The following is a 26,402-nucleotide window of genomic DNA, read 5'->3' on the forward strand; positions in this document are numbered from 1 at the left end:
AACCCAACAATGTTTCTGATACTGACGGGGCTGATACTGACTTTTTTTGTTTTGTTGTTTATTATTACTTCAATTATTCATAAAAAACAGTTTGCCTATAACACACACCAAGACTATAACTATCCCTCCCTCCCCTCTACCGCGCATGCAACCCTCAAAGGCGGCAGCCTGACCTTGCCCGCCACTGTCAGCGGACGGGATACCGTCATTGCCAAAATCCGCATCAAGTCCAACTGGATGGGACTGCTGTTCTTGCCTTTTGTCGAAACCATTTCATCCAAAGGCAAATGGAAGCAATATTTCGAATACGGCGCAAAAGGCGTGCGCTATATCAATCTGAGCGACACCTTCTCCGACAGCGACAAAACTGTCCGTTTGGAAGGCAGATACCTGACTCTGGCCGATCAAGAAATCGAACTTTCCGTTTATCCGCGTGAAAACCTCGACGGCAAAAAAATCCTTGTCCTCGCGCCCCATGCCGACGATGCCGAACTCAGCGCATACGGTTTGTATGAAAAACACGCCGCCAATTCAATGATCTGCACCTTAACCGCCAGCGAAGGCGGCAGCTTCCACTATGGCAACCTTTACGGCCAATGCGACTGCGACACTCAGGCCCAATATCTGCAAAAAGGCCGGATGCGTGTTTGGAACAGCCTGACCGTCCCCCTTTTGGCCGGCGTGCCGTCTGAAAACATCCTGCAACTGGGCTACTTCGACAGCACATTAACCGCCATGCGCCAAAATCCGGAAAAAGAGATTAAATCGACCAAAATCGATACGGCCGACGTCGATATTTTCCGCCATGCCAATACCTCCCCATTGGCGCAACAGCTCAAACCCGGCTCAACCTGGAACAGCTTGGTGGACAATCTCGGCTACCTGATAGAAACATTCCAGCCGGACATTATCGTGTCGCCTTCCCCCAATATTGACACGCATCCCGACCACCAACACACAACGCTGGCCGCCATCGAAGCCCTACGAAAAATCGATTACCGCCGCGGCAATCTGTTTTTGCACACCATCCATTATCTGAGCGACGACTTCCCAATCGGCAAAGTAGGCTCTTCCCTCAGCCTGCCGCCGCTTGCCGAACAGCCATTTTATTTCCAAAGCATCTATTCCCACCCTTTGGACAAAGAGGAACAAAACCGCAAACTCCTCGCCCTTGACGCCATGAACGACATCCGCCCCAATTCAGACGGCTATATGCGTTGGAGCACCATGATATTCAAAGGCTTAAACAAACTGCGGCACCACGTCCTCCACATCGACAAAGACTTGGTCAGCCGCTTTGTCCGCAGCAACGAATTTTTCTATAGCGTCCCCATTACCGACCTGTACCAAGAAGAGACGCTGAAAAAAATCACCTATCAGGGCAAAGCCCAATAAACCATAAAGGCCGTCTGAAAAGATGTTTCAGACGGCCTTTATCACACCCAATCAAAACAACAAAATCACCGTATTACCAACGAAAAACACCAAGCCCAAATCCAAACGCGACAACCCAAGTTATAATAAAACCCTTCCCATACGCCCCACATCATCATGCCGATTTACTTCATCGCCGATTTGCACCTGAGCGAATCCCATCCCCAACTGACCGCTCTCTTCCAAAAATTTATCCAAGAAAAAGCCGTCCATGCCCAAGCCGTGTACATCCTCGGCGACCTTTTCGATTTTTGGATCGGCGATGACGAAAACAGCCCTTTGGTGCAAACCATCAAACAAACCATCCGCAGCCTGACCGAGCGCGGCATTGCCTGCTATTTTATCCATGGCAACCGCGACTTCCTCATCGGCAAAACCTTCGCCCACGATACCGGCATGACCTTACTGCCCGAGTACACCGTGATCGACCTATTCGGCACGCCCACCCTGCTCTGTCACGGCGACACTCTCTGCACCGACGATCATTCCTATCAAAAATTCCGCCGTACCGTCCATCAAAAATGGCTGCAACGCCTGTTCCTGCTTTTGCCGCTCACACTCCGGCTGAACATCGCCGCCAAAATCCGCAAGCAGAGCAAACAGGACAAACAACACAAAACCGCCGACATCATGGACGTCAATCCAACCTTTACCTACGAAACCGTCCAACGCTTCCACACGCCCCTACTCATTCACGGCCATACCCACCGCGAAAACATCCACCGCAACGCCGATTACACCCGCATCGTACTCGGCGACTGGCGCGACAATTACGCCTCCATTCTCGAAGTCGATGCCGAAGGCTACCGTTTTATCGCCTTATAAAACATCAGGCCGTCTGAAAACCGGTTTCCCGATTGTTCAGACGGCCTGACCTCAAACAGTTTACGCAAACCAACCGCGTATCCGCTCCAAACCACCAAAGCGCACACACGCATCCGCATTCGCTTCAGTTTTCGGTTTCGCCCGATAAGCAATGCCGAATCCCGCCTCCCGTATCATCGGAATATCATTCGCACCATCGCCCATCGCCACCACCTGCCACGGAGCCAAACCCAGACGCTCACGGTATTCGCGCAACAAATCCGCCTTAGCCTGCGCATCGATAATCCGCCCTTTCAGACGGCCTGTCAGCTTGCCGTTTTCCACTTCCAATACATTCGCAAAATGGAAATCCAAGCCCAAACGCCGTTGCAGGCGTTCCGTAAAGAACGTAAACCCGCCCGACACCAGCATAAACTTCACATCATTCCGTTTACACGCTTCCAACAAAAATTCCGCGCCCGGCGACAGCTGCAACACATTCTCGTACACCTCTTCCAACACACGCTCGTCCAAACCGGCCAGCAAGGCCACACGCTTGCGCAAAGACTGCTCAAAGTCCAGCTCGCCGCGCATCGACTGCTCCGTAATCTTAGCCACCTCATCCTTCAGCCCGACACCGGCCGCAATCTCATCCACGCACTCAATAGTAATCAGCGTCGAATCCATATCGCTGACAATCAGCCCCAAATCAGCAAAAGCCACATCCGGCAACACCGCGCCATCTATCTGCTGCGCAATCAACGCCGCACGCATCCCGTCCGTCAATTCAAAATCATCATCAACCGGCACACGCAACACCGACTTCCCTGATGACGCAGACACCAAACCGCCAAACGCCGACCAGTCGCAAGCGCCCAAATCCCCATGTTGCAACACCAAAACCTTCTTCATCTCTTTCTCCTCATGCCTCAAAACCTTTGCAAACAAATCCGGTGCACATTCAGCTTAAAGCAACGCAAACCGTATTTTTGCAAAGGCCTTAAAAAAACCAAAACAGCATTATAGCCGAACCACCCCGAAAATTTTCAGACGGCCTGTCGCTTGATTCCCTTAGCTAGTTTAATTTCAAAAACACCTTCAAAAACCATAAAAACAACATAAATCCGCTAAAAACCCTCAAAATCTTGTTCTTAAATTACAAAACAACAAAATTATCGTAAAATATAATTATTATTATTTTAATTATAGAAAGACGTTCATGAACGCCCCAACCCTTAAAACATTAGCACTCATTATCGCCACCCTGCCTTATGCAGCCTTAGCAGACAACACGGCAACACCCAAGCTCGAACAAACTGCCGAGCTGCAAACCGTCAACGTAACCGGCAAAAACCGTTCCACCCGCACCGAAAACCGCGACTCCTACACAACTTCAGCCATGCGCACCACCACCGGCCTTACCTTGTCTCCGAAAGAAACGCCGCAGTCGGTGAGCGTGATTACCAAAACGCAGCTGGATAACCAAGGCATGACCAATATGGAACAAGCCTTAAAAACCACAACCGGCATCAACGTGATTCCCGATTCTGGCCGTTGGCGTTATCAGTCGCGCGGCTTTTACATCGATCAAATTGAAGAAGACGGCTTATCCACTACCGTTGCAGGTTCGTCCGGCAACCCGTACAACGACCCTCAAAGCATGAGCAATCTGGCCATCTACGACCATATCGAAGTTGTCCGCGGTCCGACCGGCCTGACCCAATCCAACAGCGAACCCGGCGGCACAATCAATGCCGTACGCAAACGTCCGACCGCCAATACGCAGGCAACCTTAAGTTTTATGACCGACCGTTTCGGCGCAGCAGGCCTGATCGGCGACGTATCGGGCAGCTTAAACAGCAGTCACAGCGTCCGCGGCCGTTTGGTTTCCAGCCTGACACGCAATAAAACTTTCCAAGACAAAAACCCAACCAAAGGTCAAATGCTGTACGGGATTTTAGAGGCCGATATCGGCGAGAACAGCAAAGCCACACTTGGAGGCCTGTACCAACGCACCGAAGAAACACCCGATTTCTACGGCGTACCGATGGGCAACGGCTTTGACCTTAACCTTCCGAGAGATACCTATCTGGGCGCGGAATGGAATCAAATCCGCTTGTACAAACGCAATGTCTTTGCTGAATTCGACCATCAAATCAACGACAATTGGAAATGGAGCAGCAAGCTCAACTACAACCGTTCTTCATCCGCCCAAAACTTCGCCACCGCAGCCAATACAGGCGGCAGGTTCGCCGGCATCGGACAGAACGGCATCTTTACCGGTGCAACCGACAACATCCAAAAATACGACAACACCGGCAAACAATTTGCCTTCCAAACCGGCGTATCCGGCAAATTCCAAGCCTTAGGCAATGAACAGCAGGCATTTGCCAACTACACTTATTCACGGGAAAACAACAGCTCCTACAACCTATGGAAAGCCCGTACCTCTAACGAATACAATATTTTCGATTACGACTGGAAGAGCGTAGTGCGCACCGATTGGACAAGCGGCAACGCCAACTATACCGATACCGAACGCACCATCACCAACCATGCCGTATCGACAGGCGTTCTCTTTACCCCTTGGCACAAACTCCACATTTTGGGCGCATTGCGTTACACACACTGGGCATACGACTTCGACAACCGCAAAACAGGCAAACTGTCCGAATACCGAAAATCCAGCCTTGTCCCTTACTTGGGCATTACATTCGATGTCGACAAAAACCACAGCATCTATGCCAACTATACCCAAATCAAAAAACCGCAGACCAACCGAGATATGGACAACAATCTCCTGAACCCGATTACCGGTACCAATACCGAAATCGGCTTCAAATCCGACTGGTTTGGCAACGGCAGGCTCAACAGCTCGTTTGCCCTCTACCAAATCATTCAAAAAAACCGTCCGTATGATTTAGATAAACGCAACGCTATGGGCGAATGGGCATATCAGGCCATCGGCAAAGTTCAAAGCCGCGGTTTTGAAGCCGAACTCTCCGGCGACCTCACCGAAGATTGGAAAATATCGGCAAACTACGCTTTCAATATAAGCAAATATAAAGAAAGCGAAGGGGCGCGTTACCCCATCGGCACAAACTTCAGCAAACATACGCCCAAACATATGTTCCGCCTGTACACCAGCTACTGCCTCCCCTTTGCCGACCGCAAATGGACCATCGGCGGCGGTATGACCGTGCAAAGCAAAACCAACAGTTTGTGGGATGTAGGCCAAGGCGGCTACCTGCTTTGGAATGCCGATGTTCATTACACACCGACCAAAAATCTCAACCTCAGTTTGATCGGCAGCAATTTGGGCAACCGCCGCTACTATGAAAACCACCGTATTCGCACAATGGGCATTAACAATATTTACGGCCAACCGCGTAACGTCATGTTCAAAGTCGATTACAAGTTCTAACCCCGCTTGATTCAAAGGCCGTCTGAAACCGATTCTTTCCGTTTTCAGACGGCCTTTTCCAATCAAATTTTTTTTAAATCTTGATATAAAGCAAACAGTCTAAAAAATTTTCTCAACCGAAAAAAAATTCCTGTTGATTTTTTTCACCGTTTCGATATAGTTATTTATAGCTAGTTTGATACTACCCTTTGTATCTAGCTTTCATTGCATTACTACCTTCATTCGTTGCCAACGGCTCCCTTTCCGGCGGCAACCTTTTTTTGATCCGATGGTTTGGCAATATCGAAATTGAATCAAATAAAATGATTCGGGGACTTATATTTATTTTTAAAATAAAACGGCTTATAAAAAACAACGGCTCAATTTAAACGGATATTGCCGCCAATATTTAAAAACAAACAGACCTTTCTTTATCAAGGACCCCTTCCAATGCACCATTCTGAGAAACTATTCAAACTGAGCACACTTGCCCTCTGCCTTGCCGCACTACCCCAAGCCGTACAAGCTGCCGAAGAAGTACAACAGGCTGAAGTGGAACAAGTTACCGTAGTGGGTAAAAACAAAAGCCTGCGTACAGAAAGTCAAAACAGTTACACCGTATCCGCCCTGCGCTCAACCACAGGACTGATCCTCTCTCCGCGGGAAATCCCCCAATCTGTCAGCGTCATTACTAAAAAACAAATTGAAGACCAAGGCATCACCGACTTAGAAGGTGCGTTGCAAAACTCTACGGGCATCAATGTTTTCAAAAGCGGCGGACGCACGCATTTCATGTCGCGCGGCTATTTTATCGAACAGTTTGAAGAAGACGGCATTGCCACGCAACTTGGTTCGCCTGGCGGATTCGGCTTAGGTGGCCCGGCCGGCGACCCGACCAGTGCAACCGATATGGCAATGTACGACCACATTGAAGTGGTGCGCGGTGCGGCAGGTTTGACACAGGCAAACAACGAACCCGGCGGCACGGTAAACGCCGTCCGTAAAAAGCCGACTGCAAAACGCCAGCTTTCCGCCGATTTGATGGCAAACTCATGGGGCAAAGTAAACAGCACCTTTGATGCATCCGGCACCTTAAGCCAAGAACACGGCCTGCGCGGACGCTTTGTCGGCTCGGTAGGCAGCAACAAAACCTTCAAAGACCAATCCGGCGGCCGCGACGTCCTTCTGTATGGCGTGATGGACAAAGACATCGGCGACAACAGCAAGCTCACTTGGGGCGCAAGCTATCTCAACCAAACCGAAACGCCCGACCCCGACGGTCTGCCCATGCGCGCTGACGGCAAAGAGTGGAAACGCAGCCGCTATTTGGGTGCGGATTGGAACGAAGCCCGCCTGAAAAAATACAATCTTTTTGCCGAATTAGAACATTATTTCAACGACAACTGGAAACTGAGCAGCAAACTGGACTGGCGCAAGAACACTAGTTTAAAAGAATATTACACGCTGGGTGGCACGGGTAACGGCATCGGTACAGACGGCCTGGGAAGCACATACAGCTTCGACCGTTACGATGCAGGCAACCGCCAGTTCACTTTCCAAAACAACCTGACCGGCCGCATCTTCGCTTTCGGCCAAAATCACGACCTCTTCTTCATGCACAGCTATTCCAAAGAGAACGTGAATTCAAGCAATCGCTGGCTCAACGACAGCAGCAACTATGACGCAGATGCCTTTAACGGCAGCGAGAAAGCCAAACCCGATTGGGATTCTGCCACAGCCAAAGCCCGTGGCGGCGACGGCCGTTATACTACCCATGCCTTCGGTTTGGGCGCGCGCATCAATCCCACCGACAAACTGCACATCATCGCAGGCGGACGCTATACCAGCTGGAAACGCGACTACTATTGGGATCGCGACCTCAAAGACGGGGCAGCAGGTTCCTCAGACTCGCTCAAACGCAACCGCTTCGTTCCTTATGCCGGCATCACTTACGATATCACGCCTAAACAAAGTATTTACGCCGCCTATACTTCCATCTTCAAACAAACGATGAACCGCGACTACAATGACAACCTGTTGCCGCCGATTATGGGACGCAACTACGAACTCGGTTGGAAAGGCGAATGGAACGAAGGCCGTCTGAATACTTCTGTCGCCCTCTACCGTACCGACAAAGACAACAACAACCAACGCGTCAATGCCAAACCGCATCCCTATTGGGAACCGCTCAATCAAAGCAGCCGCGGCTTGGACGCCGAAATCTCCGGCAGTCTGACCGACCGTTGGCAGGTTTACGCAGGCTACACCTTCAACCGCAGCACCAACCGCAACAGCGTCGGCGACAATGTTGAATCGCGCCTAAAAGGCTACAACTTCAGCAGCCATACGCCGAAGCATATGTTCCGCCTCTACACCAGCTATGTCCTGCCGGTGGATGACGGCAAATGGACAGTCGGTCTTGGCTTGAAGAGCAGCAGCAAAACCGCCAATTCCTACGGCTCCATCAAGCAAGGCGGCTACACCATTTGGAATACCAACGTCCAATACCGCCCGAGCAAAAACCTGCAACTGGGGCTGGCAGTCAACAACCTGACCGACAAACGCTACTACGAAAACCAATACAACCGAGCTGCCAACAGCGACAACTTCTACGGCGAACCGCGCAACGCCGTGTTCAGCCTGAAGTGGAAGATGTAAATAGCAGCATAGCAAGCACGGGTTGACCGCTCATTTTTTAAAAGCATAAACCAACTATTGCTGATAAAAAGGCCGTCTGAAAGTACAATTTCACTTTCAGACGGCCATTCGCACGCATTCGCAAGCATTATGAAAACACTCGAAAAATTCTTTTACCTCGCCCGTCCTTTCTGGTCGGGGGCGCACGGCCGCCTCCAATGGCTGATGCTCGCCGTCCTCATCGGCTTCACCCTTTGCTCCATCACCATCAGCGTTTGGATCGCCGCGTGGGACAAACGTTTCTACGACGCGCTGGCCGCATTTGACGGCGCGTCCATGCCCGCGCTCATCGTCGAATACCTCGGCTACATGGCGATGATCATCGGCTGCATCGTTTGCGGCGACTGGTTGCAAAAACGCCTCATCTTCCGCTGGCGCACCCACCTGACCGAGCAATTCCAAACAAACTGGCTCGAAGGCCACAAACACTACCGCCTGCGCCTGACGGGCGAACCGGACAACCCCGACCAGCGTATCGCCGAAGACATCTACCTCCTCGCCGACAAAAGCATCAGCCTCTTTCGCTCCTTCATCAACAACGTTGCCAAATTCAGCGCGTTCGTCGCCGTACTGTGGACGCTCTCCGGCGTGCAGACCTTCAACATCGGCGGATACAGCATCACCATACACGGCTACCTCGTCTGGGTTGCCCTGATTTATTCCATCTTCAGCACCGTCATCGCCCACCTTGTCGGCCGCAAACTGAAAAACCTCAATATCGACCGCCAGCACCGCGAAGCCGACTACCGCGCCGCCCTTCTGCGCGTGCGCGACCATGCCGAACAAATCGCCTTTTACAACGGCGGCGAAGCGGAAACAGGCCGTCTGAAACAACGTTACCTCCGCATCCGCGACAACTGGCGGCGACTGACCAACTGCGAATTCCGCCAAGAAACCTTCTGGGCGACCTATGTCCGCATCAGCATCTTCATCCCCATCCTCGCCACCCTGCCCATGTACCTCGCCAAAACCATGACCTTCGGCGACATGATGCAGACGCGCACATCGTTTGCCCGCGTCCAAGACAGCTTCGGCTGGTTTACCGACTCCTACCGCCGCCTGATTGAATGGGCGGCAGTCATCGAGCGGCTTTCCGGTTTTCAGACGGCCTTAGAACAAGCAGAACACAAAAGCCCCGTCCTTCAACCACACCAAGCAGATTTGCCGCAACATCGCGGCAAAGCCGTCCTGCACAACCTTACCGTCCACACCCAAACCGGCACCCCCCTGCTCTCCGGCATCAGCCTTGAAGCCCATGCCCCTGAATGGCTATTGCTCGAAGGCAAAAGCGGCATCGGCAAATCCACGCTGTTGCGCGTGCTGGCCGGTTTATGGCCGTATTATCAAGGCACTTTTTCACTCGAAGGCAACCGCCTGTTTTTCCCGCAACGCCCTTACCTGCCTACCGATACCCTGCGTCAAACCGTCAGCTATCCCTATGCGGCCTGCCAAGACGACCATTTGATTCAAACCGTTTTGGAACAAGTCGGCCTAAACAGCCCCACGGGTAGGCTGCACACGTTGATGAACGATTTGGACACTTCATACGAATGGCACGGCATCCTCTCCGGCGGCGAACAGCAACGCCTCAGCCTTGCACGCGCACTGCTGCACAAACCGCAAATCCTGTTCCTAGATGAAGCTACCAACCAGCTCGATGACGAATCCGCCCTGATGTTGATGCAGACCCTCAAACAACATTTGCCCGACACTTTGGTCATCGGCATCAGCCACCAACCCAAGATTCAAACCCTGTTTGATAGTTCGCTGAATTTGAATGAAAAAATTATTTAAATGTTAAAATGTGCAAAACGCTTGCTTTCCATTCTAACAAGGGATATAGTACCAAGTAACTAGTTCTTATTGATGAGAGCTACTCCTTGGATACTTGCCTCCGGTCCTCCAACCCGGGGGCATTTTTTTACATTTTTATTTTGTGTTCGTACGGATAGGATAAAGACGAAACACCCACCACAAATCAAACAGCAAACTGCGTTTTCCCAACGCTCAGGCCGTCTGAAACCCGCTCTCGAATATTATTCATTCCATATTTCAGACGGCCTGTTTAACCGTCCCTTGCAAAGCTTGGCACAAGCACCGCTGACCGACGGCAATCAATTACTATATAATCAAACGCATCGTCATCCCTACAAAGGAGCCACACCATGACCACAAAAATTAAAATCGGTATTGTCGGTGCAACCGGATACACAGGCGTCGAATTGTTGCGCCTGCTCAGCAGCCACCCCAACGCAGAAGTTACCGCCGTTACCAGCCGAAGCGAAGCCGGTATTGAAGTGGCGGACTACTTCCCCAGCCTGCGCGGTATTTACGACCTTGCATTCCAAACACCCGAGGATGCCGGACTTGACCGTTGCGACCTCGTGTTCTTTGCCACGCCCAACGGCGTGGCCATGAAAGAAGCACCGGCCCTTGTCGAAAAAGGCGTACGCGTGATTGACCTGTCTGCCGACTTCCGTATCCGCGACATCCCCACATGGGAACAATGGTACAAAATGACCCATGCTGCGCCGCAACTCGTTTCCCAAGCAGTGTACGGTTTGTGCGAACTTCACAAAGATGACATCGCCAAAGCCATGCTGGTGGCCAATCCGGGCTGCTACCCCACCTGCGTTTCCCTGCCCTTATTGCCGCTGCTTCAGGCTGGCCGTCTGAAAGCCAACGCGCCGCTGATTGCCGACTGTAAATCCGGTGTTTCCGGCGCAGGCCGCAAAGCCAGTACTCACGCCCTGTTGTGCGAAGCAGGCGATAACTTCAAAGCCTACAGCGTCGGCGGCCACCGCCATCTGCCTGAAATCCGACAAACCCTGTCCGGACTGCAAGACCAGGTTTCAGACGGCCTGATTTTCGTGCCACACCTTGTTCCGATGATACGCGGTATGCACGCCACCCTGTATCTGCACCTGCAAGAACATACCGATCCTGAAGCTTTGCTGCGCGAATACTACCGTAACAGCCCCTTTGTCGATATCCTGCCTTCAGGTTCGACACCCGAAACCCGCAGCGTGCGCGGCGCCAACCTTTGCCGTATCAGCGTTCAAAAAGCGCCTGATCAAGACGATGTGTGGATTGTGCTTTCCGTCATCGACAACTTGGTTAAAGGCGCAGCCGGTCAAGCCGTGCAGAATATGAACATCATGTTCGGCCTGCCCGAAACCACCGGCCTGACCAATGCGCCGTTGATGCCTTAACGTCATCCTTATTAAAAACACAAGGCCGTCTGAAACAATGGTTTTCAGACGGCCTTTATTAATTCATACGCAAACATCACTCATACACCACGCCGGCAAGCATTTCTTCTTCATTCAAGTTACCGTACTGTTGTTCCCAATCGTGGGTAGCCTCCACCATATCGCATTCTTTGGCGAAGGCAAGCAACCTGCCGTCCATCTGATCCAGACTCAAACTGCCCAAGCGTTCGCATTCCGAAGCCGTCAAATTACCGTCCGCTTCATGCGCTTCCGAAGATCCGAAAGGCAGGGCAAAAAAACCCAGCACCAACGCCAGCAGTACCCAAAAAATATTTTTACGCGAACGAGTCATTTCACACCTCTCATCATAATCACATAGCAGGTTTAAGTCAGAAAAACTAAACCAAATAAAACTAAACTAAGAAAAATCGAATCGAAAATTAGAAATATCGACTTATCTAAGACAAAACGAATAATACTAAGAAAAAATAAAATATGCAATACTTTTTCTTAGGTTGAGTAATTTTTTTCTTACAATTTTATAAAAACTAAGGTAAAATACACTCAAATCGTCTAAACCATATAAAAAACATACCTTCATAAAGGCATAAACATGGATACCTTTAAAGACCGCCTGGCTTTCTTATGGAAAGATGAAGCCCGCCAAGCCAAAATCGCCGCCGACATCGATATGACCATCGCCGGATTCAGCCGCATCTGGAACGAAGGCGGCCTGCCAAAATCAGAAACGCTAAAAAAAATCAAACAACTTAAAGGCTGCAGCATAGACTGGCTGTTGACAGGCGAAGGCTCCCCCTTCCCCGATTCCGAAGCCCCAAAAGCCACGGCCACCGACACACTGGGCAACCCTGTCGATATAGACGAATTTGTCTTCGTACCGCGTTACGACATCCAAGCCGCGGCCGGACACGGCCAGCTCGTCGGCGATGAACAGCCCATGTTCGCCATGGCGTTCCGACGCTATTGGATAGAAAATTATGTGACGCGCGACATCAAAAACCTTTCCGTTATCTCAGTCAAAGGCGACTCGATGGAAGGCGTGCTGAATGATGGCGACACCATCCTCATCAACCACGGCCAAACCACGCCGCGCGACGGCCTCTATGTTTTGCGCCTCAACGAAAACCTTTTGGTCAAACGCCTGCAACTGATACCCGGCGGCATCGTCAACGTCATTTCCGCCAACGAAGCCTACCCTACTTTTGAAATCGACCTGAAAAACCCGACCGACGACGTTGCCATCATCGGCCGAGTCGAATGGTTTGGCAGAAGCATCTAAATCTGACATACTGGCGCTTGAAATTTCTGCCATACCCTCCATGTAAGCTGGCAGACCTGTCTGCACAAACTTGCTTTGGCCAACGGTTTGCGCGACAATAGTAAAAATATTCATATAAAAGGAATCACATCATGTCAGACGAAAGCCCTATTATCTTTACTGACAGCTGCTGCACCAAAGTTGCCGACCTGATTGCCGAAGAGAACAATCCCGACCTGAAATTGCGCGTATTCGTCAACGGTGGCGGCTGTTCCGGCTTCCAATACGGTTTTACCTTTGACGAAATCAAAAACGACGACGATTTCGAAATCCAAAAAAACGGCCTGACGTTCTTGGTTGACCCGATGAGCTACCAATATCTGGTTGGTGCGGAAATCGACTACACCGAAAGCCTGCAAGGTTCTCAATTCGTCATCCGCAATCCGAATGCAGAGACAACTTGCGGTTGCGGTTCGTCCTTCTCCGTATAAACAATCCGTTTTTGCCACAAAAAAAGCAGGCCGTCTGTATCTTCAGACGGCCTTTTGTGTGAATTTATTTTAAACAATTTTAGATTTACCTTATAATAATAATATCGGGCGTGAATATTTACTCTACAATAGACATAACATTGGACATGCATATTTCCATATAAATAAAAAATTATTGTCCAGCCGATTAACGACACAAAGGCAAACCGTACCTGGTCTGCCTGAGACTGCAGCCTCTGTCCTGGCTCTTATCGCAAGTCAGAACAGCTCAAACACAATAACAAAACCTTAGGCTAAACCCATTTGGTTGACGCAGTCGAAATATTCATGGGATATCAATGAGCAAACAAGAAAAATTTTTCGACGTATACGTTTCTTATCCGCCGAACACGGATAAGGAGCGCATCCATGCCTGCCTGTATGACAACCTGCCCGAAAACGAAGCCGAGAGCCTGATTCAAGCCTTGGCCGAGCGTCCGCAAGCCATTGTGGCCGAAAAATGCACGCAAGACGAGCGCGAAAATGCGCAGCATTACTTCAGCTATTTAGGTTTGGACGTAATCGTCCGTCAGGCTATGGAGTTGGAAGCGGTCGAAGAAGAACCCGTATTGGCAGTCAACACTCCCGACCCTATCCAATGCCCAGTCTGCATGACGATTATTGACGAACTCGATGCACAGGAATGTAAGACCTGCCACTTTGATTTGACAGAAAAAAATGAGCTGGCCATCCAGCGCAAGCGCATTGAATGGCAGGAAAAAATCTCTTTCGAGCATAAAAAACAAACCGAAATTGCCCACAAGCTCAAATACGAACGTGAGCAGGAGGAAAAAAAGCTGCGCAAAAAAATCCGCGCCGAATTAGAATCCCAATTACGCGAAGAGTTAGGCCAAAATCCTGAGCTGGCTGCACTTGCAGCGAGGAAGAAAACACAGTTTCTGCTTACAATGGCCATCGTATTCGCCGTTTTGAGCCTGCTTGCTCTCGGCTATATCGCTGCAAAATTCTTCTAAACTGATTCAAAAACTTAAGGCCGTCTGAAAAACAGATTTTCAGACGGCCTTTTATTTCCATATTGATTGCATCATTCCAATCAAGCCTCTTGCACATCCACATCCACCGACCATCTGATTTTGCCGTCGCGGTTTTGCTGCAACACCTGCACCCACAAACTCACGGCGCGGTGCAAATCTTGTCGGGATGTCGATTCGAGGAAGATTTGCGCGCGTTCGCGTTCGGCAAGTCGCACCATCAGCATGGGGGCGGCGCCGAACTGGGAGACGCTTTCGGGTAAAAGCGGGGCGAGGGTTTCTTTGGCGGCGTTGAGAAATTCCATCGCATCGGCAACGCGCGGCGCGTCGGCGCGGACGGCGGTCTGAAAACCGAAGGGCGGCATGGCGAACATTTGCCGCTCGTTCAATTCGTTTTCGGCAAACACGGCGTAGTCCTGCGCTTTGACGGCGGCGAAGACGGGATGTTCGGGCAGTTGGGTCTGTATCAGCACCTTGCCGGGTTTGTCGGCGCGCCCCGCCCTGCCGGACACTTGCATCAGCTCGGCAAACAGCCTTTCCGGCGCGCGAAAGTCCGCGCTGTATAGGCTGCCGTCGGCGTTTAAGACGATAACGAGGTTGAGCCGCGCGAAATCATGGCCTTTGGCGAGCATCTGCGTGCCGACCAGAATATCGATTTCGTTGTCGGCGATGCGGCGGTACAAATCCGCCCAGTCGTTTTTGTGCGCCGTGCTGTCCCTGTCGACGCGGACGACGGCGGCCTTGGGCAGGAAGGCGCGCAGGGTTTCTTCGACGCGCTGCGTGCCGTGGCCGACGGCGGTCAGGTCTTGGTTGCCGCAGTCGGGGCATTTGAACGGGATGGGCTCGCGGTGGTCGCAGTGGTGGCAGCGCAGTTGGCGGGCGCGTTGGTGCAGCACCATTTTGGCGGAACAGTTTGGGCAGCCGAAGGTATGGCCGCAGTCGCCGCAAAACAGCGCGGGCGCGAAGCCGCGTCGGTTGAGGTACACCAGCGACATGCCGCCCGCCTCAAAATTCTGTTTCAAAAGCTGCAAGGCTTGCGGCGAGAAGCCGTTATCGAGTTTCAGACGGCCTACATTAAGTATTTCCACTTGCGGCAGTTGCGCGGCGGCATGGGCGCGCTCGGTCAGTTGCAGCAGGCGGTACGCGCCGCTTTGCGCTTTGTGCCAGCTCTCCAAGCTGGGCGTGGCGCTGCCCAATATGATGGGGCAGCCGCTCTGCTTCGCCCGCCACACCGCCAAATCGCGGGCATGGTAGCGCAATTCATTGTCCTGTTTGAACGAGCTGTCGTGTTCCTCATCGACCACAATCAGCCCGACATCAGGCAAAGGCGTGAACACCGCCAGCCGCGTGCCGATGACCAATTTCGCCTGCCCCAACATGGCGCGCAGATAATCCTGCGTGCGCTTGCCTGCCGCCATCTGGCTGTGCAACACGGCGGTCGGCACGTCGGCAAAACGGTTTTCCACCCGCTTCAAAAGCTGCGGCGTGAGGTTGATTTCGGGCAACAAAAATAACACCTGCCGCCCCTGCGCCAACACTTTCGCCATCGCATCGAAATACACCTCGGTCTTGCCGCTGCCGGTAATGCCGTACAGCAAAAACGGCTGGAATTTGCCGAAGGCCGTCTGAATTTCATCGGAAGCCTGCTGCTGGTCGGCATTCAACACAAATTCAGAGTGCGAAGCCTGCCCGTGGTACGGCCTTAAAACGGACTTCGCCGCCTCCGTCGTTTCAATCCAGCCCTGCTCCGCCCAATCTTCAATCAATTTCACTGCCTGCGCGTTTACCTGCTTCAACGCCGCCATCGTCATTCCGCCCGACAGCAGCGCGTCCCACAAAGCCGCTTTTTTGTTGAACCGCGTCGGTGGCGGTGTTTGCGCCCTGCCCGCTTCGTTCAGCGCGTAAAACAACGGCGGCTGCGGCATTTCCACCGCGCGCGTTTCCTTCAAACCCTGCGGCAGCGCGGCAAACACCGCCTGCCCGGTCGGATAGTGGTAATAACGCGACGTAAACGCCAACAAATCACGCCAGCTTTGAGGCAACGGCTTTTCTTCCACAAAGGCCGTCTGAACACTCAAAATCCGCGCCGTATCCATATCGGGTGCAATATCCGTTTCCCACACAATCCCGACCACGGTTTTATTGCGGAAAGGCACAAGCACCCGCGTTCCTGGAGGGAGCGGCTCGGAATGCGAATAAGTCAAAAGGCCGTCTGAAAGCGGCACGTTCACAGCGATGCGGTGGTAAATCATACAAACAATCAAATCATTTTTTCGTATTTTAACAGCCGAAAGCTATTTTCAGACGATAAATTGAGCCTCAATACAATGCAGGCATGACAGAGGTTTGATACAATGCCTTACTTTTAACACACGCAAGTCTCTCGCATGAAAACCAAGTTAATCAAAATCTTAACACCGTTTGCCGTCCTTCCTTTGTTGGCATGTGGTCAACCTGCCGTATCCAATGCCAACGCGGCGCCTGCTCCGGCTGCCAAAGCGGAAGCGCCTGCCGACAAATCCGTTGCCGCTTCTTTGAAAGCGCGTTTAGAAAAAGTCTATGCCGCCCAAGATTTGAAAGTTTTGAGCGTCAGTGAAACACCGATTAAAGGCATTTACGAAGTTGTCGTCAGCGGCAAACAAATCATCTATACCGATGCCAAAGGCGACTATATGCTCGTCGGCGACCTCATCAACGTCAACACGCGCCAAAGCCTGACTGAAGAACGCGCCGCCGATTTGAACAAAATTGACTTCGCTTCCCTGCCTTTGGACAAAGCCATCAAAGAAGTGCGCGGCAACGGCAAACTGAAAGTCGCCGTTTTCTCCGATCCGGACTGCCCGTTCTGCAAACGCTTGGAGCATGAATTTGAAAAAATGACCGACATCACGATTTACACCTTCATGATGCCGATTCCAAGCCTGCACCCTGATGCCGCGCGCAAGGCCGAGCTGTTGTGGTGCCAACCTAATCCGACCCAGGCATGGACCGACTGGATGCGCAAAGGCAAACTCCCAAGCGGCAAAGCAAACTGCGAAAACCCTGTTGCGGAAACCACTTCATTGGGCGAACAATTCGGCTTCAACGGCACGCCGACCCTGGTCTTCCCTAACGGCCGCAGCCAAAGCGGTTACAGCCCTATGCCCCACCTCAAAGAAGTTATCGAGAAAAACCAGTAATACAGGGTTTAATCTCCATCAAGGACGCTTTACGCGTCCTTTTTTCATTTCGCCCTGCCATCAATTGCTTTCAGACGGCCTCAAACAGACAAATACAAAAAAGGACGTGTTCGCCACGTCCTTTTTCCCTTTACCTTACAGGTAGAATTTCTCAACCACTTTCAGGTTTTCGTCCAATTTGTACACCAGCGGCTGGCCGGTCGGGATTTCCAAGCTCATGATGTCTTCGTCGGAAATGCCTTCGATGTGTTTGGCCAACGCGCGCAGGGAGTTGCCGTGTGCCGCAACCAAAACACGTTTGCCGCTCAGGATGGCCGGAGCGATTTGGTCTTCCCAGAAAGGCAGGACGCGCTCGAGGGTAACTTTGAGGTTTTCGCCATCGGGAATAACATCGCTAGGCAGGTTGGCATAGCGGCGGTCGTTGTGGGCGGAATGCGGGTCTTTAGGATCAAGCAGCGGAGGCAGGGTGTCGTAGCTGCGGCGCCAAATGTGGACTTGCTCGTCACCGTATTTTTCTGCGGTTTGTTTTTTATCCAAACCTTGCAGCTGGCCGTAGTGGCGCTCGTTCAAACGCCATGATTTGATTTGCGGAACAAACAGTTGGTCAGATTCTTCCAAAACAATGTTACAGGTTTTGATGGCACGGGTCAGGACGGAAGTAAAGGCGATGTCGAATTCATAGCCTTTTTCTTTCAGCTTTTTACCTGCTGCGGCGGCTTCTGCCAAACCTTGCTCGCTCAGCTTGACGTCGCGCCAGCCGGTGAAAAGGTTTTTCGCGTTCCATTCGCTTTGTCCGTGACGGATGAATACTAATTCCATGATTGTTTGCTCCAATGAAGTTTGGGAAAAGGTATTTATAGCACACTTTGCCGCCGCGCTGATAACGTCGGCGGTTTCTTTTGATATGTTGCAAGTTTGCTTCTAGTCTTCAGACGGCCTTGTCGGAAGGTAAACGTCAAAACGCGTGCTTTTGCCGGTGTATTGATATGCCGGTTTGCGTCCGTCGAGAAATTCGCCCAAGCGCGGGCGTTTGACGACAATGCGCTTTTTGGCGGTATCCAATGCCGCCTCCAACAACTCGGCTTCGTCTTGTGCCGCGCCGACCAAGTCGTGAAAGTAAGCCATTTCTTTTTTCACGGCGGCGGTTTTGCGGCGTTCCGGGTACATCGGGTCGAGGTACACCACATCGGGCCTGCCGTTTTGCGCAGATAATTCCTGCATCAAATCAACGGCATTGCCGAAATACAAAGTAATTCGCCGGGCAATCTCCCGTGTTTCTTCACTTTGCCCAGCCCTGTTGAGGCCGTCTGAAAGTAGACAGGCAACCGCAGGATTTTGTTCAAAAGTGTGTACATTCAAACCCAACGAGGCAAGCACGAAGCTGTCGCGCCCCAGTCCGCCGGTAGCGTCCCAGACAGTCGGTTGCGCAGTATGATTGACGGCTTTGGCAATCAACTCGCCTCCGCCTTTAGTGCGCCGATAATGGGCGGCACCGCCATCAAAATCAACGCGGACACGGCCTTTTTCACCGGCGCGGCATAAACTGATGCCGCTTTCGTCAGCAATAAGGAAACTGCCTGCTTCAGGCTGCCGGTCGATAACGGTCAGCCCGAAAGGCGCGGCAAGGCTGCGAAGTTCGGCAGATGCGGTTTCGTCAAAATAAATCTTGTACATAAGGCTTATGTTTCAGACGGCCTTGAACTTGGGCCGTCTGAACGTTTTAATTGATGTCCAAGCGTTCCATGCGGTAGCGCATGGAGCGGAAGCTGATGCCCAAAAGTTTGGCGGCTTGGGTACGGTTGTAACGGGTTTGCTGCAAGGCCTGCTCGATGATGCTGCGTTCCACTTGGTCGAGGTAATCCTGTATCTGCATGGTGCGCGGATCAAACGGCGGAATGGGGCTGTGATTGAGCGTGGTTTCGCGCGCGTCAGGTTCGGCGATGTCGTCAAAAGAAAGGCTGCTGCGATCGGCCTTGGCCTGCGGGGCGTTTTGAATCTGCAAGTCGTCCACTTGTATCACTTGGCCGACCGTCAGTGCAACGGCGCGTTCGAGGATATTCTCCAGCTCGCGGAAGTTGCCGGGATAGCTGTAATGCAGCAGGGCTTCTTGGGCTTTCGGACTGAGTTTGTAGGTTTGATTGCCGTGGCGGTGTTTGTACAGCAAATACAGAATCAGCGCGCCCAAGTCTTCGCGCATTTCGCGTAAAGGCGGCATGTGTAGGGAGACAACGTTGAGGCGGTAATACAAGTCCTGGCGGAATGCGCCGCTCTCAACCAAGGCTTCGAGGTTTTTATGGGTTGCACAAATAATGCGTACGTCCACAAAGGTTTCCCGCGCATCGCCGATACGGCGCACGGCCTTTTCTTGGATGGCGCGCAGGAGTTTGACCTGCATGGCAAGCGGCAAATCGGCAACTTCGTCGAGAAACAGTGTCCCGCCGTCGGCGTGTTGGAAAAAGCCGAGACGGTCTTGGTCCGCACCGGTAAAGCTGCCTTTTTTGTAGCCGAAAAATTCGCTTTCCATCAGGTTTTCAGGAATCGCGCCGCAGTTGACGGCAATAAACGGTTTGTCGGCGCGGTCGGACAGCTCGTGAATCGTGCGCGCCGCCTGCTCTTTACCCGTACCGGATTCGCCGGAAATATAAACGGGAACCAGGCTGCGTGCCAATCTGCGAATCAGGTGGCGCACTTCGACCATTTGCGGCGAAGTACCCAACAGGCGCGGCATATCGTCGTCGCCTTTCAGGATAGGCTCTTCTTGCAAAGCAGGATTGATATTGCCGGTTGAAAACCGCTCTTTTAAGGAATTGAGCCCTTCCGGAACGGTCAAAGGCCGGTTAAATTCGCTCTGCACGCTCTTGGGCGGCGTAACAACAGGCTTGACCGGCTGGGGGTCGGGTTTATACAGGGCGGCAGAAACAGGCGCCGGCTGAGATTTGACTTTTTCAGACGGCGTGGGTTCGTTGGTATTGTCTGAAACCGATACGGCCGATTTTACCAACGAACGCAGTTGCGACAGCGTAATCGGTTTTTGCAGATAGTCAAACGCGCCTGCTTTCAAGGCTTCAACGGCTTGGTCGGCATTGCCGAAAGCCGTAATCACGGCAACGGGTGTATCGAGCATCAACTCGTCAATGTATTGGACCACCTCGAGGCCGGAGCCGTCGGGCATACGCATATCGGTCAACACCAGCGAATAATCGTTGTTGTCCAGCTTGTCTTTGGCTTCTTCAACACCAGCCGCCGTATCGACACGCAGACCCATTTTCATCAGGGTCATTTCCATCAGGTCGCGGATGTCTGCCTCGTCATCGACAACCAAAACCGGCTCTTGCAATTTATTCATCCTGCGCTTGCTCCTTCGGTAAAATCAGTTCGAACCCGTTCATTTCAGGGTGATAATGCAGCTGTCCCATATTGGCGTGTGCCAACTCGCGTGCGACGTAAAGCCCCAAACCGGTGCCTTGTTTTTCGGTGGTGTAAAACGGCTCGAACAGATGGTTTCGCACATCCGGCGGCACACCTTTGCCGTTGTCCGCCACGACGATGGAAATATGCATCCTGCCGCTGGGGCGGATCAGGACGGTAATGGCGTTTTCGTCCTGACGGCTGTGTCGCCAAGCGTTGTTGCACAAGTTCCACATCACTTGCTGCAAGTGCATAGGATCGACCAATACGGTCAGGTTGTTGCCGTCCATATTCATGCGCAGACAGCCGATGGCATCAGGATTGTTCAAGGTAAACTCCTGCTTGAACTCTAACCAGAATTTCATCAGATTGACCGGCTGGCGGCTGATGTTGTCGCGTTTGTTAATCAGGGATACGTCTTCCAACATCTTGTCGATGCGTTGGATATTGCTGTCGATGATGTTGTAGAGCTTGGCCTTGAGCGGATCTGCCTCGTCTCCCTCTTGCAACAAATCGCTGGCATGGCGGATGGCGGACATCGGGTTGCGGATTTCGTGGGCAAGGTTGGCAGTCAACTGTCCAAGCGAAGTCAGCTTGGTGGACATGGCCTCTGCAGCCACTTCACGCAATGAGCGGACATACAGCATCAGCAGCTCGGTCTGCTCCTGAATCAGCGGAACGGCACGGACGTGCATGGCGTGTTGAAAAATATGAATATCGGTTTCAAAAGGTTTGTCGGGTTGGCGCTGCCATCGGGCCACCAGTTCGCCGAACACGATTTCCTGCTGATCGATAATCAGGCTGGGAAAATAGATTTTTGCCTGTTTGTTAAACAGCCACACGCGCTGGGTCGCATCAATCACCACCACCGCTTCCTGTACACGGTTTAAAACCAAATGGTTCAGGCCGCTGATACGGCGGTAGGCTAATTGATGGCGGCTGGCGGACTCTGTGGCCTGTTCGAGATAACGGGCGGCAAACGAAGTCAACATCGCCACCAGATAGCTGGCGCCGATCAGCATTAAAGAATTCGCCACTGATTTTGCGTCCCAATTAAACGAATCGAAACGCATACTGCCGTCTAAAAACAGGTTCAAAATAAACAGCATTGCCGTATAGCCTGCGTACAGCATGGGATAATGGCCATAACTGAGCAGACACGACGTGGCAACAAACGGCAAAACCAAAATCCCGAAACCTGAAGCCGTACCGCCGGAGATATACACCAAAACCATGATCATGGTAATGTCGACCACGGCGCTGGCATTGGGCAAATCCAAGGATTGCCACTGCCAGCCCGGGCGGAGCACGGAGAGCATAATCAGGAAGAAATACAGCGTTATCCAAATATAAAACTCAACTGCCGGCAACGAAACGCCAATCAGATTGCCGCCCGTATAGCTGCCGAAAGCGTGCAAAACCAAAAGCGGCAAGACGATGGCTATTCGGGCAATGTTGATGACGCCGGGAATCCGCTCCCTCAGATTACCCAGCTCTTGAAGATTGGCTCTGTTCATAAGTGAACCTTTTTTATTTTCATGCAATGTCGTAGTAAATTTAATTTATTTGAATATATTGGTTTTTGCCTTAAGACAAACTTTTCAGACGGCCTGATATTTCCAATACCTTGCCTTTTTTACCGCGCTTGCCGTCAATATCGGCAATACGCAGTTTTTCCTGATGTTCTGCGCCGCGTCGGCCGACCGATACAACGGTAAACTCAGGAGAGGTCGTTACCATAACGTGTTCCAAAGATGCACCCTCGGCCAACGACATCAGCTGCAAACCGCGGCCTTTGGGCATGACTTTGAGTTCGCCGATGGAAAACGCCAAGAGACGGTGGTCGCTGCTGGCCAGTACGATTTTGCAGTCGGGATTGATGAGCGAAGAAGCATAGACGGCAACCGGAGGCAGGACGGTTTCACTGCTGTCCACGGTCATCACTACTTTGCCCGCTTTCACGCGTCCGACCATATCGGCCAACTTAGCGATGAAGCCGTAGCCGCCGCTGCCTGAGAGCAGGTAGTGCTGTTCGGGTTGGCCGGTGAGCATGGCGACAGGTTTGGCGCCGTTTTGCAGCTCGATTAAGGATGAAACCGGTACGCCGTCGCCGCGTCCGCCGGGAATTTCGGCGGCATCGAGCGTGTAGGTTCTACCCAATGAGTCGAGAATGACGACGGGCAAAACGGTTCGGCCTTCGAGGGTCTGCTTGAGGCGGTCGCCTTCTTTGAATGCAGTTTGGCTCAAATCAAGGTTGTGTCCGGCACGGCTGCGTATCCACCCTTTTTCCGACAGAATTAGCGTGATGGGCTCGTCGGCGGTGGTTTGCGTCAGCACTGCGCGTCCGGCTTCTTCCACCAGCGTGCGGCGCGCGTCGCCGAACTGCTTCATGTCCGCCTGCATCTCTTTGATAATCAGCTTGCGTTTTTCGTTTTCGTCGCCCAAAAGGATATTCAGACGGCCTTGTTCCTCGCGCAATTCGTTCAATTCTTTTTCGAGTTTGAAACCTTCCAAACGCGCCAACTGACGCAGGCGGATTTCCAAAATGTCTTCGGCTTGGATTTCGGTCAGCCCGAACGCCGCCATCAAATCGGCCTTCGGGTCGTCTGATTCGCGGATGACTTTAATCACTTCGTCGATGTGCAGGAAGACTTTCAGACGGCCTTCAAGGATGTGAAGCCGTTTTTCCACTTGGTTCAAACGGAATTTCAGACGGCGTGTTACGGTAACGACGCGGAAATCCAGCCATTCCTGCAAAATCGTTTTCAGGTTTTTCTGCGCGGGACGGTTGTCCAGCCCCATCATCACCAAGTTCATGGACACATTGCCTTCCAGCGAAGTCTGCGCCATCAGCGTGTTGATGAAGGTATCGGTATCGATGCGGCTGGATTTCGGTTCGAACACCAGACGCACGGGATGTTCGCCGTCGGACTCGTCGCGTACACGGTCGATTAAATCCAGCATCAGCTTTTTGGTATTAAGTTGGTCTTGGTTCAGCTGCTTTTTACCCGCTTTCGGTTTCGGGTTGGTTTGTTCTTCGATTTCGGCAAGGATTTTGGCGGAATTGGCGTTCGGCGGCAGCTCGGTCACAATCACGCGCCATTGTCCGCGCGCCAGCTTCTCGATTTCGTAACGCGCACGCACGCGCACGCTGCCCTTGCCGGTTTCGTAAATCCGGCGCAATTCGTCCGCCGGCGTGATGATTTGACCGCCGCCGGCAAAATCGGGCGCGGGAATATATTGCATCAGGTCGGCGGTTTCCAGCGTCGGCTTTTTCAACAGCGCAATCGCCGCCTGTGTCACTTCGTTTAAATTGTGTGATGGGATTTCGGTCGCCATGCCCACTGCAATGCCCGATGCGCCGTTGAGCAAGACCATAGGCAGACGGGCGGGCAGGTGCAGCGGTTCGTCAAACGCGCCGTCGTAGTTCGGTACAAAATCTACCGTACCCTGATTAATTTCGGACAACAGCAATTCCGCAATCGGCGTCAGCCGCGCTTCGGTGTAACGCATCGCCGCCGCTCCGTCGCCGTCGCGTGAGCCGAAGTTGCCGATGCCGTCGATTAAGGGATAGCGCAAGGTAAAATCCTGCGCCATGCGGACCATCGCCTCATAGGCGGAACTGTCGCCGTGCGGATGATATTTACCCAAAATCTCGCCGACCACGCGCGCCGACTTCACCGGCTTCGCGCCCGCTGTCAAACCCATATCGCGCATGGCAAACAAAATACGCCGTTGTACAGGCTTTTGGCCGTCTGAAACTTCAGGCAGCGCGCGGCCTTTGACCACGCTCATGGCGTATTCGAGATAGGCGCGTTCGGCGTACTGACCTAACAGCAGGTAGTCTTCGCCGACAGGAGATGGACTTGGAGCGGAAATGTGTTCTGTCATCAGGATGGTAAAACGAAATCAATTAAAGAAGGATATTGTAAAGCAAAATCGGTAGTCATAGCCAATTTGAGTGATGAACGGTAGCTCGGCGGCAATAAGGCTTACCGAATCAAGTCGGCAAATATGATTTTTTTCGACCAAAAAGGCCGTCTGAAACCCTTTCATGTTTCAGACGGCCTTTTTATTTTGGTTTTAAATCAAAACTTCGTTATTCTGCAGTAGCCGGTTTGGCCGCAGTTTTAATGGTTAAGGTCAATGCGGCGGCAATGGCCAGGGAAACACCGGCAAAAGTCATCGCGTTGGCAGGGTTTGAATCCAAGAAAGTTCTGTACACCCAGCCGAAAGATACGGTTTCAATCAGCATAGGAATCACAATCATCATGTTCACAATACCCATGTACACGCCGTAACGTTCTTTAGGGATAGAGCCGACCACAATCATAAACGGCACGCCCATCATACTTGCCCAACCGACACCGAAACCAATCATCGGCGCAAACATCAGGTATTTGTTGCCGATGTGCGGAATGGTGAGCAAGGCCAGCGCGGCAAGGGTTACGGCAAAGGCGTGAACATATTTGGCGGCGTATTTGCGCGCCATCCACATCAGGCCGAAGGCGGAGATAAAGGTTACCACGTTGTAGAAACCGTTTACCAGGCCGGTCCATGCAACCGCTTGGCTATACGCTTCGGTATTCTCAACGGTCGAGTCCCAGACGGATTGGACGATACTGTGGGAAATATATTGCCAGTAGATGAAGAGCGCGTACCATTGGAAGAGATACACCAAAGCCAGTTGCCACAGGGCAGTCGGCATTTCGCGCACGGCAACGACAATATCTTTAACAGCATGGGCCGGACCGCTCGGCTGGGCTTTAATGGCCGCCATTTCTTCAGGACTGGGCTCGCGTTCGGCTGTTGATAAAACGGTAACCAAAACCGAACCAATGGAGCAGACCGCACCAATATAAAACGAACCGAATACCCAATACGGAATGCCCGCTTCGGAGGTTTGTTGCAACCAGCCGATTTGTTGGAAGATGTAGAGGGAAACGTTGGCCAGGGTAATACCCAAACCGGTAAACACGGACTGCATCAAGAAACCGGTGGATTGCTGGTGTTCAGGAACGGTATCGGCAATAAAGGCACGGAAAGGTTCCATTGCCGTGTTGTTGCTGATGTCCAAGAGCCACAGCAGCAATACGGCCACCCACAAGGCGGTAACGTGCGGATAAATAAATAGGCAGAGGCTGCAACCGATGGCGCCGATCAAGAAATACGGACGGCGGCGGCCCAATCCCGGCACCCAAGTGCGGTCACTCATTGCACCAATCATCGGCTGCACCAGCAAACCGGTAATCGGGCCTGCCATATTCAAAATCGGCAATTGGCTCGGGTCGGCATGAAGAAAGCTGAAAATCGGGTTAATCGCAGTCTGCTGCAACCCGAAGCTGTATTGAATGCCGAAGAAACCGAAGTTCATCAGCATAATCTGGCGAAGTGTCATCGCCACTTGTGGGGAGATTTTCATAGGAAGGCTACTCCTGGATAATAAACTATGGAAACAACAAAC

19 protein-coding genes are annotated in these 26,402 nt (G+C 52.1%); 10 read left to right on the forward strand and 9 right to left on the reverse strand.

Features of this window, described 5'->3' with window-relative positions; genetic code table 11:
• The first annotated feature begins 9 nt into the window (after positions 1-9).
• Positions 10-1,395, forward strand: a complete 1,386-nt coding sequence (locus tag HMPREF2711_RS03330; protein ID WP_070615501.1) for a PIG-L deacetylase family protein — start codon at positions 10-12, stop codon at positions 1,393-1,395.
• 156 nt (positions 1,396-1,551) lie between these two features.
• On the forward strand, positions 1,552-2,259 hold the full coding sequence (lpxH, locus tag HMPREF2711_RS03335; protein ID WP_070615503.1) for a UDP-2,3-diacylglucosamine diphosphatase: 708 nt from the start codon (positions 1,552-1,554) through the stop codon (positions 2,257-2,259).
• A gap of 60 nt (positions 2,260-2,319) precedes the next feature.
• On the opposite strand, the gene serB is transcribed toward lpxH, so the two are convergent.
• On the reverse strand, positions 2,320-3,150 hold the full coding sequence (serB, locus tag HMPREF2711_RS03340) for a phosphoserine phosphatase SerB (protein ID WP_083301545.1): 831 nt from the start codon (positions 3,148-3,150) through the stop codon (positions 2,320-2,322).
• Between the two features lie 307 nt (positions 3,151-3,457).
• Between serB and HMPREF2711_RS03345 the strand changes: the two genes are divergently transcribed.
• From HMPREF2711_RS03345 to argC, 4 genes are all read left to right on the forward strand, one after another.
• Complete coding sequence (locus tag HMPREF2711_RS03345; protein WP_003748380.1) at positions 3,458-5,662, forward strand: TonB-dependent siderophore receptor; 2,205 nt, start codon at positions 3,458-3,460, stop codon at positions 5,660-5,662.
• 429 nt (positions 5,663-6,091) lie between these two features.
• Positions 6,092-8,299, forward strand: coding sequence for a TonB-dependent siderophore receptor (locus HMPREF2711_RS03350; protein ID WP_003748378.1), 2,208 nt, complete (start codon positions 6,092-6,094; stop codon positions 8,297-8,299).
• Positions 8,300-8,428: 129 nt separating this feature from the next.
• On the forward strand, positions 8,429-10,132 hold the full coding sequence (locus tag HMPREF2711_RS03355) for an ABC transporter ATP-binding protein/permease (protein WP_070615507.1): 1,704 nt from the start codon (positions 8,429-8,431) through the stop codon (positions 10,130-10,132).
• 371 nt (positions 10,133-10,503) lie between these two features.
• Positions 10,504-11,550 (forward strand): N-acetyl-gamma-glutamyl-phosphate reductase, encoded by a 1,047-nt coding sequence (gene argC, locus HMPREF2711_RS03360; RefSeq protein ID WP_003748373.1) that lies wholly within the window; start codon positions 10,504-10,506, stop codon positions 11,548-11,550.
• Between the two features lie 76 nt (positions 11,551-11,626).
• Here the strand turns inward: argC and HMPREF2711_RS03365 are convergent, their stop codons facing one another.
• Positions 11,627-11,902, reverse strand: coding sequence for a hypothetical protein (locus HMPREF2711_RS03365; protein WP_003748371.1), 276 nt, complete (start codon positions 11,900-11,902; stop codon positions 11,627-11,629).
• A gap of 261 nt (positions 11,903-12,163) precedes the next feature.
• Here HMPREF2711_RS03365 and HMPREF2711_RS03370 point away from each other — a divergent pair, with 261 nt between their 5' ends.
• From HMPREF2711_RS03370 to HMPREF2711_RS03380, 3 genes are all read left to right on the forward strand, one after another.
• Positions 12,164-12,850 (forward strand): S24 family peptidase, encoded by a 687-nt coding sequence (locus tag HMPREF2711_RS03370; RefSeq protein ID WP_003680158.1) that lies wholly within the window; start codon positions 12,164-12,166, stop codon positions 12,848-12,850.
• Between the two features lie 131 nt (positions 12,851-12,981).
• Positions 12,982-13,320, forward strand: a complete 339-nt coding sequence (gene erpA / locus HMPREF2711_RS03375; protein WP_003680162.1) for an iron-sulfur cluster insertion protein ErpA — start codon at positions 12,982-12,984, stop codon at positions 13,318-13,320.
• A gap of 338 nt (positions 13,321-13,658) precedes the next feature.
• Positions 13,659-14,333: a hypothetical protein gene (locus HMPREF2711_RS03380; protein ID WP_003748368.1), complete on the forward strand. Its 675-nt coding sequence runs from the start codon at positions 13,659-13,661 to the stop codon at positions 14,331-14,333.
• An 80-nt stretch (positions 14,334-14,413) separates the two neighbouring features.
• Here HMPREF2711_RS03380 and HMPREF2711_RS03385 read toward each other — a convergent pair whose 3' ends face one another.
• On the reverse strand, positions 14,414-16,603 hold the full coding sequence (locus HMPREF2711_RS03385; RefSeq protein WP_070615510.1) for a primosomal protein N': 2,190 nt from the start codon (positions 16,601-16,603) through the stop codon (positions 14,414-14,416).
• A 135-nt stretch (positions 16,604-16,738) separates the two neighbouring features.
• Between HMPREF2711_RS03385 and HMPREF2711_RS03390 the strand changes: the two genes are divergently transcribed.
• Positions 16,739-17,530, forward strand: coding sequence for a DsbC family protein (locus HMPREF2711_RS03390; protein ID WP_003748365.1), 792 nt, complete (start codon positions 16,739-16,741; stop codon positions 17,528-17,530).
• A gap of 135 nt (positions 17,531-17,665) precedes the next feature.
• Here HMPREF2711_RS03390 and HMPREF2711_RS03395 read toward each other — a convergent pair whose 3' ends face one another.
• From HMPREF2711_RS03395 to HMPREF2711_RS03420, 6 genes are all read right to left on the reverse strand, one after another.
• Positions 17,666-18,349 carry a 2,3-diphosphoglycerate-dependent phosphoglycerate mutase gene (locus HMPREF2711_RS03395; protein ID WP_003748363.1) on the reverse strand — a complete coding sequence of 228 codons (684 nt, stop codon included), beginning with the start codon at positions 18,347-18,349 and terminating at the stop codon, positions 17,666-17,668.
• Between the two features lie 102 nt (positions 18,350-18,451).
• A complete protein-coding gene (locus HMPREF2711_RS03400; protein ID WP_003748361.1) occupies positions 18,452-19,204 on the reverse strand; it encodes a class I SAM-dependent methyltransferase in 753 nt (250 codons plus the stop codon).
• A 46-nt stretch (positions 19,205-19,250) separates the two neighbouring features.
• Positions 19,251-20,876 (reverse strand): sigma-54-dependent transcriptional regulator, encoded by a 1,626-nt coding sequence (locus HMPREF2711_RS03405; protein WP_070615512.1) that lies wholly within the window; start codon positions 20,874-20,876, stop codon positions 19,251-19,253.
• Entirely contained in the window at positions 20,869-22,455 is a 1,587-nt protein-coding gene (locus HMPREF2711_RS03410) for a two-component system sensor histidine kinase NtrB (protein ID WP_003748356.1), read from the reverse strand. Before HMPREF2711_RS03410 ends, HMPREF2711_RS03405 begins: the two co-directional genes overlap by 8 nt.
• A 70-nt stretch (positions 22,456-22,525) precedes the next feature.
• Positions 22,526-24,829, reverse strand: a complete 2,304-nt coding sequence (gene parC, locus HMPREF2711_RS03415) for a DNA topoisomerase IV subunit A (protein WP_003748354.1) — start codon at positions 24,827-24,829, stop codon at positions 22,526-22,528.
• A gap of 208 nt (positions 24,830-25,037) precedes the next feature.
• Positions 25,038-26,360 (reverse strand): MFS transporter, encoded by a 1,323-nt coding sequence (locus tag HMPREF2711_RS03420; protein ID WP_003748352.1) that lies wholly within the window; start codon positions 26,358-26,360, stop codon positions 25,038-25,040.
• Between the last annotated feature and the right edge of the window lie 42 nt (positions 26,361-26,402).

Source organism: Neisseria sp. HMSC070A01, assembly GCF_001810165.1.
In the GTDB taxonomy this organism is placed as follows: Bacteria; Pseudomonadota; Gammaproteobacteria; order Burkholderiales; family Neisseriaceae; genus Neisseria.

Coding starts and splice junctions, on each gene's coding strand:
- HMPREF2711_RS03330 (WP_070615501.1), top strand. CDS start 10: ATGTTTCTGATACTGACGGGGCTGATACTGACTTTTTTTGTTTTGTTG.
- lpxH (WP_070615503.1), top strand. CDS start 1,552: ATGCCGATTTACTTCATCGCCGATTTGCACCTGAGCGAATCCCATCCC.
- serB (WP_083301545.1), bottom strand. CDS start 3,150: ATGAAGAAGGTTTTGGTGTTGCAACATGGGGATTTGGGCGCTTGCGAC.
- HMPREF2711_RS03345 (WP_003748380.1), top strand. CDS start 3,458: ATGAACGCCCCAACCCTTAAAACATTAGCACTCATTATCGCCACCCTG.
- HMPREF2711_RS03350 (WP_003748378.1), top strand. CDS start 6,092: ATGCACCATTCTGAGAAACTATTCAAACTGAGCACACTTGCCCTCTGC.
- HMPREF2711_RS03355 (WP_070615507.1), top strand. CDS start 8,429: ATGAAAACACTCGAAAAATTCTTTTACCTCGCCCGTCCTTTCTGGTCG.
- argC (WP_003748373.1), top strand. CDS start 10,504: ATGACCACAAAAATTAAAATCGGTATTGTCGGTGCAACCGGATACACA.
- HMPREF2711_RS03365 (WP_003748371.1), bottom strand. CDS start 11,902: ATGACTCGTTCGCGTAAAAATATTTTTTGGGTACTGCTGGCGTTGGTG.
- HMPREF2711_RS03370 (WP_003680158.1), top strand. CDS start 12,164: ATGGATACCTTTAAAGACCGCCTGGCTTTCTTATGGAAAGATGAAGCC.
- erpA (WP_003680162.1), top strand. CDS start 12,982: ATGTCAGACGAAAGCCCTATTATCTTTACTGACAGCTGCTGCACCAAA.
- HMPREF2711_RS03380 (WP_003748368.1), top strand. CDS start 13,659: ATGAGCAAACAAGAAAAATTTTTCGACGTATACGTTTCTTATCCGCCG.
- HMPREF2711_RS03385 (WP_070615510.1), bottom strand. CDS start 16,603: ATGATTTACCACCGCATCGCTGTGAACGTGCCGCTTTCAGACGGCCTT.
- HMPREF2711_RS03390 (WP_003748365.1), top strand. CDS start 16,739: ATGAAAACCAAGTTAATCAAAATCTTAACACCGTTTGCCGTCCTTCCT.
- HMPREF2711_RS03395 (WP_003748363.1), bottom strand. CDS start 18,349: ATGGAATTAGTATTCATCCGTCACGGACAAAGCGAATGGAACGCGAAA.
- HMPREF2711_RS03400 (WP_003748361.1), bottom strand. CDS start 19,204: ATGTACAAGATTTATTTTGACGAAACCGCATCTGCCGAACTTCGCAGC.
- HMPREF2711_RS03405 (WP_070615512.1), bottom strand. CDS start 20,876: ATGAATAAATTGCAAGAGCCGGTTTTGGTTGTCGATGACGAGGCAGAC.
- HMPREF2711_RS03410 (WP_003748356.1), bottom strand. CDS start 22,455: ATGAACAGAGCCAATCTTCAAGAGCTGGGTAATCTGAGGGAGCGGATT.
- parC (WP_003748354.1), bottom strand. CDS start 24,829: ATGACAGAACACATTTCCGCTCCAAGTCCATCTCCTGTCGGCGAAGAC.
- HMPREF2711_RS03420 (WP_003748352.1), bottom strand. CDS start 26,360: ATGAAAATCTCCCCACAAGTGGCGATGACACTTCGCCAGATTATGCTG.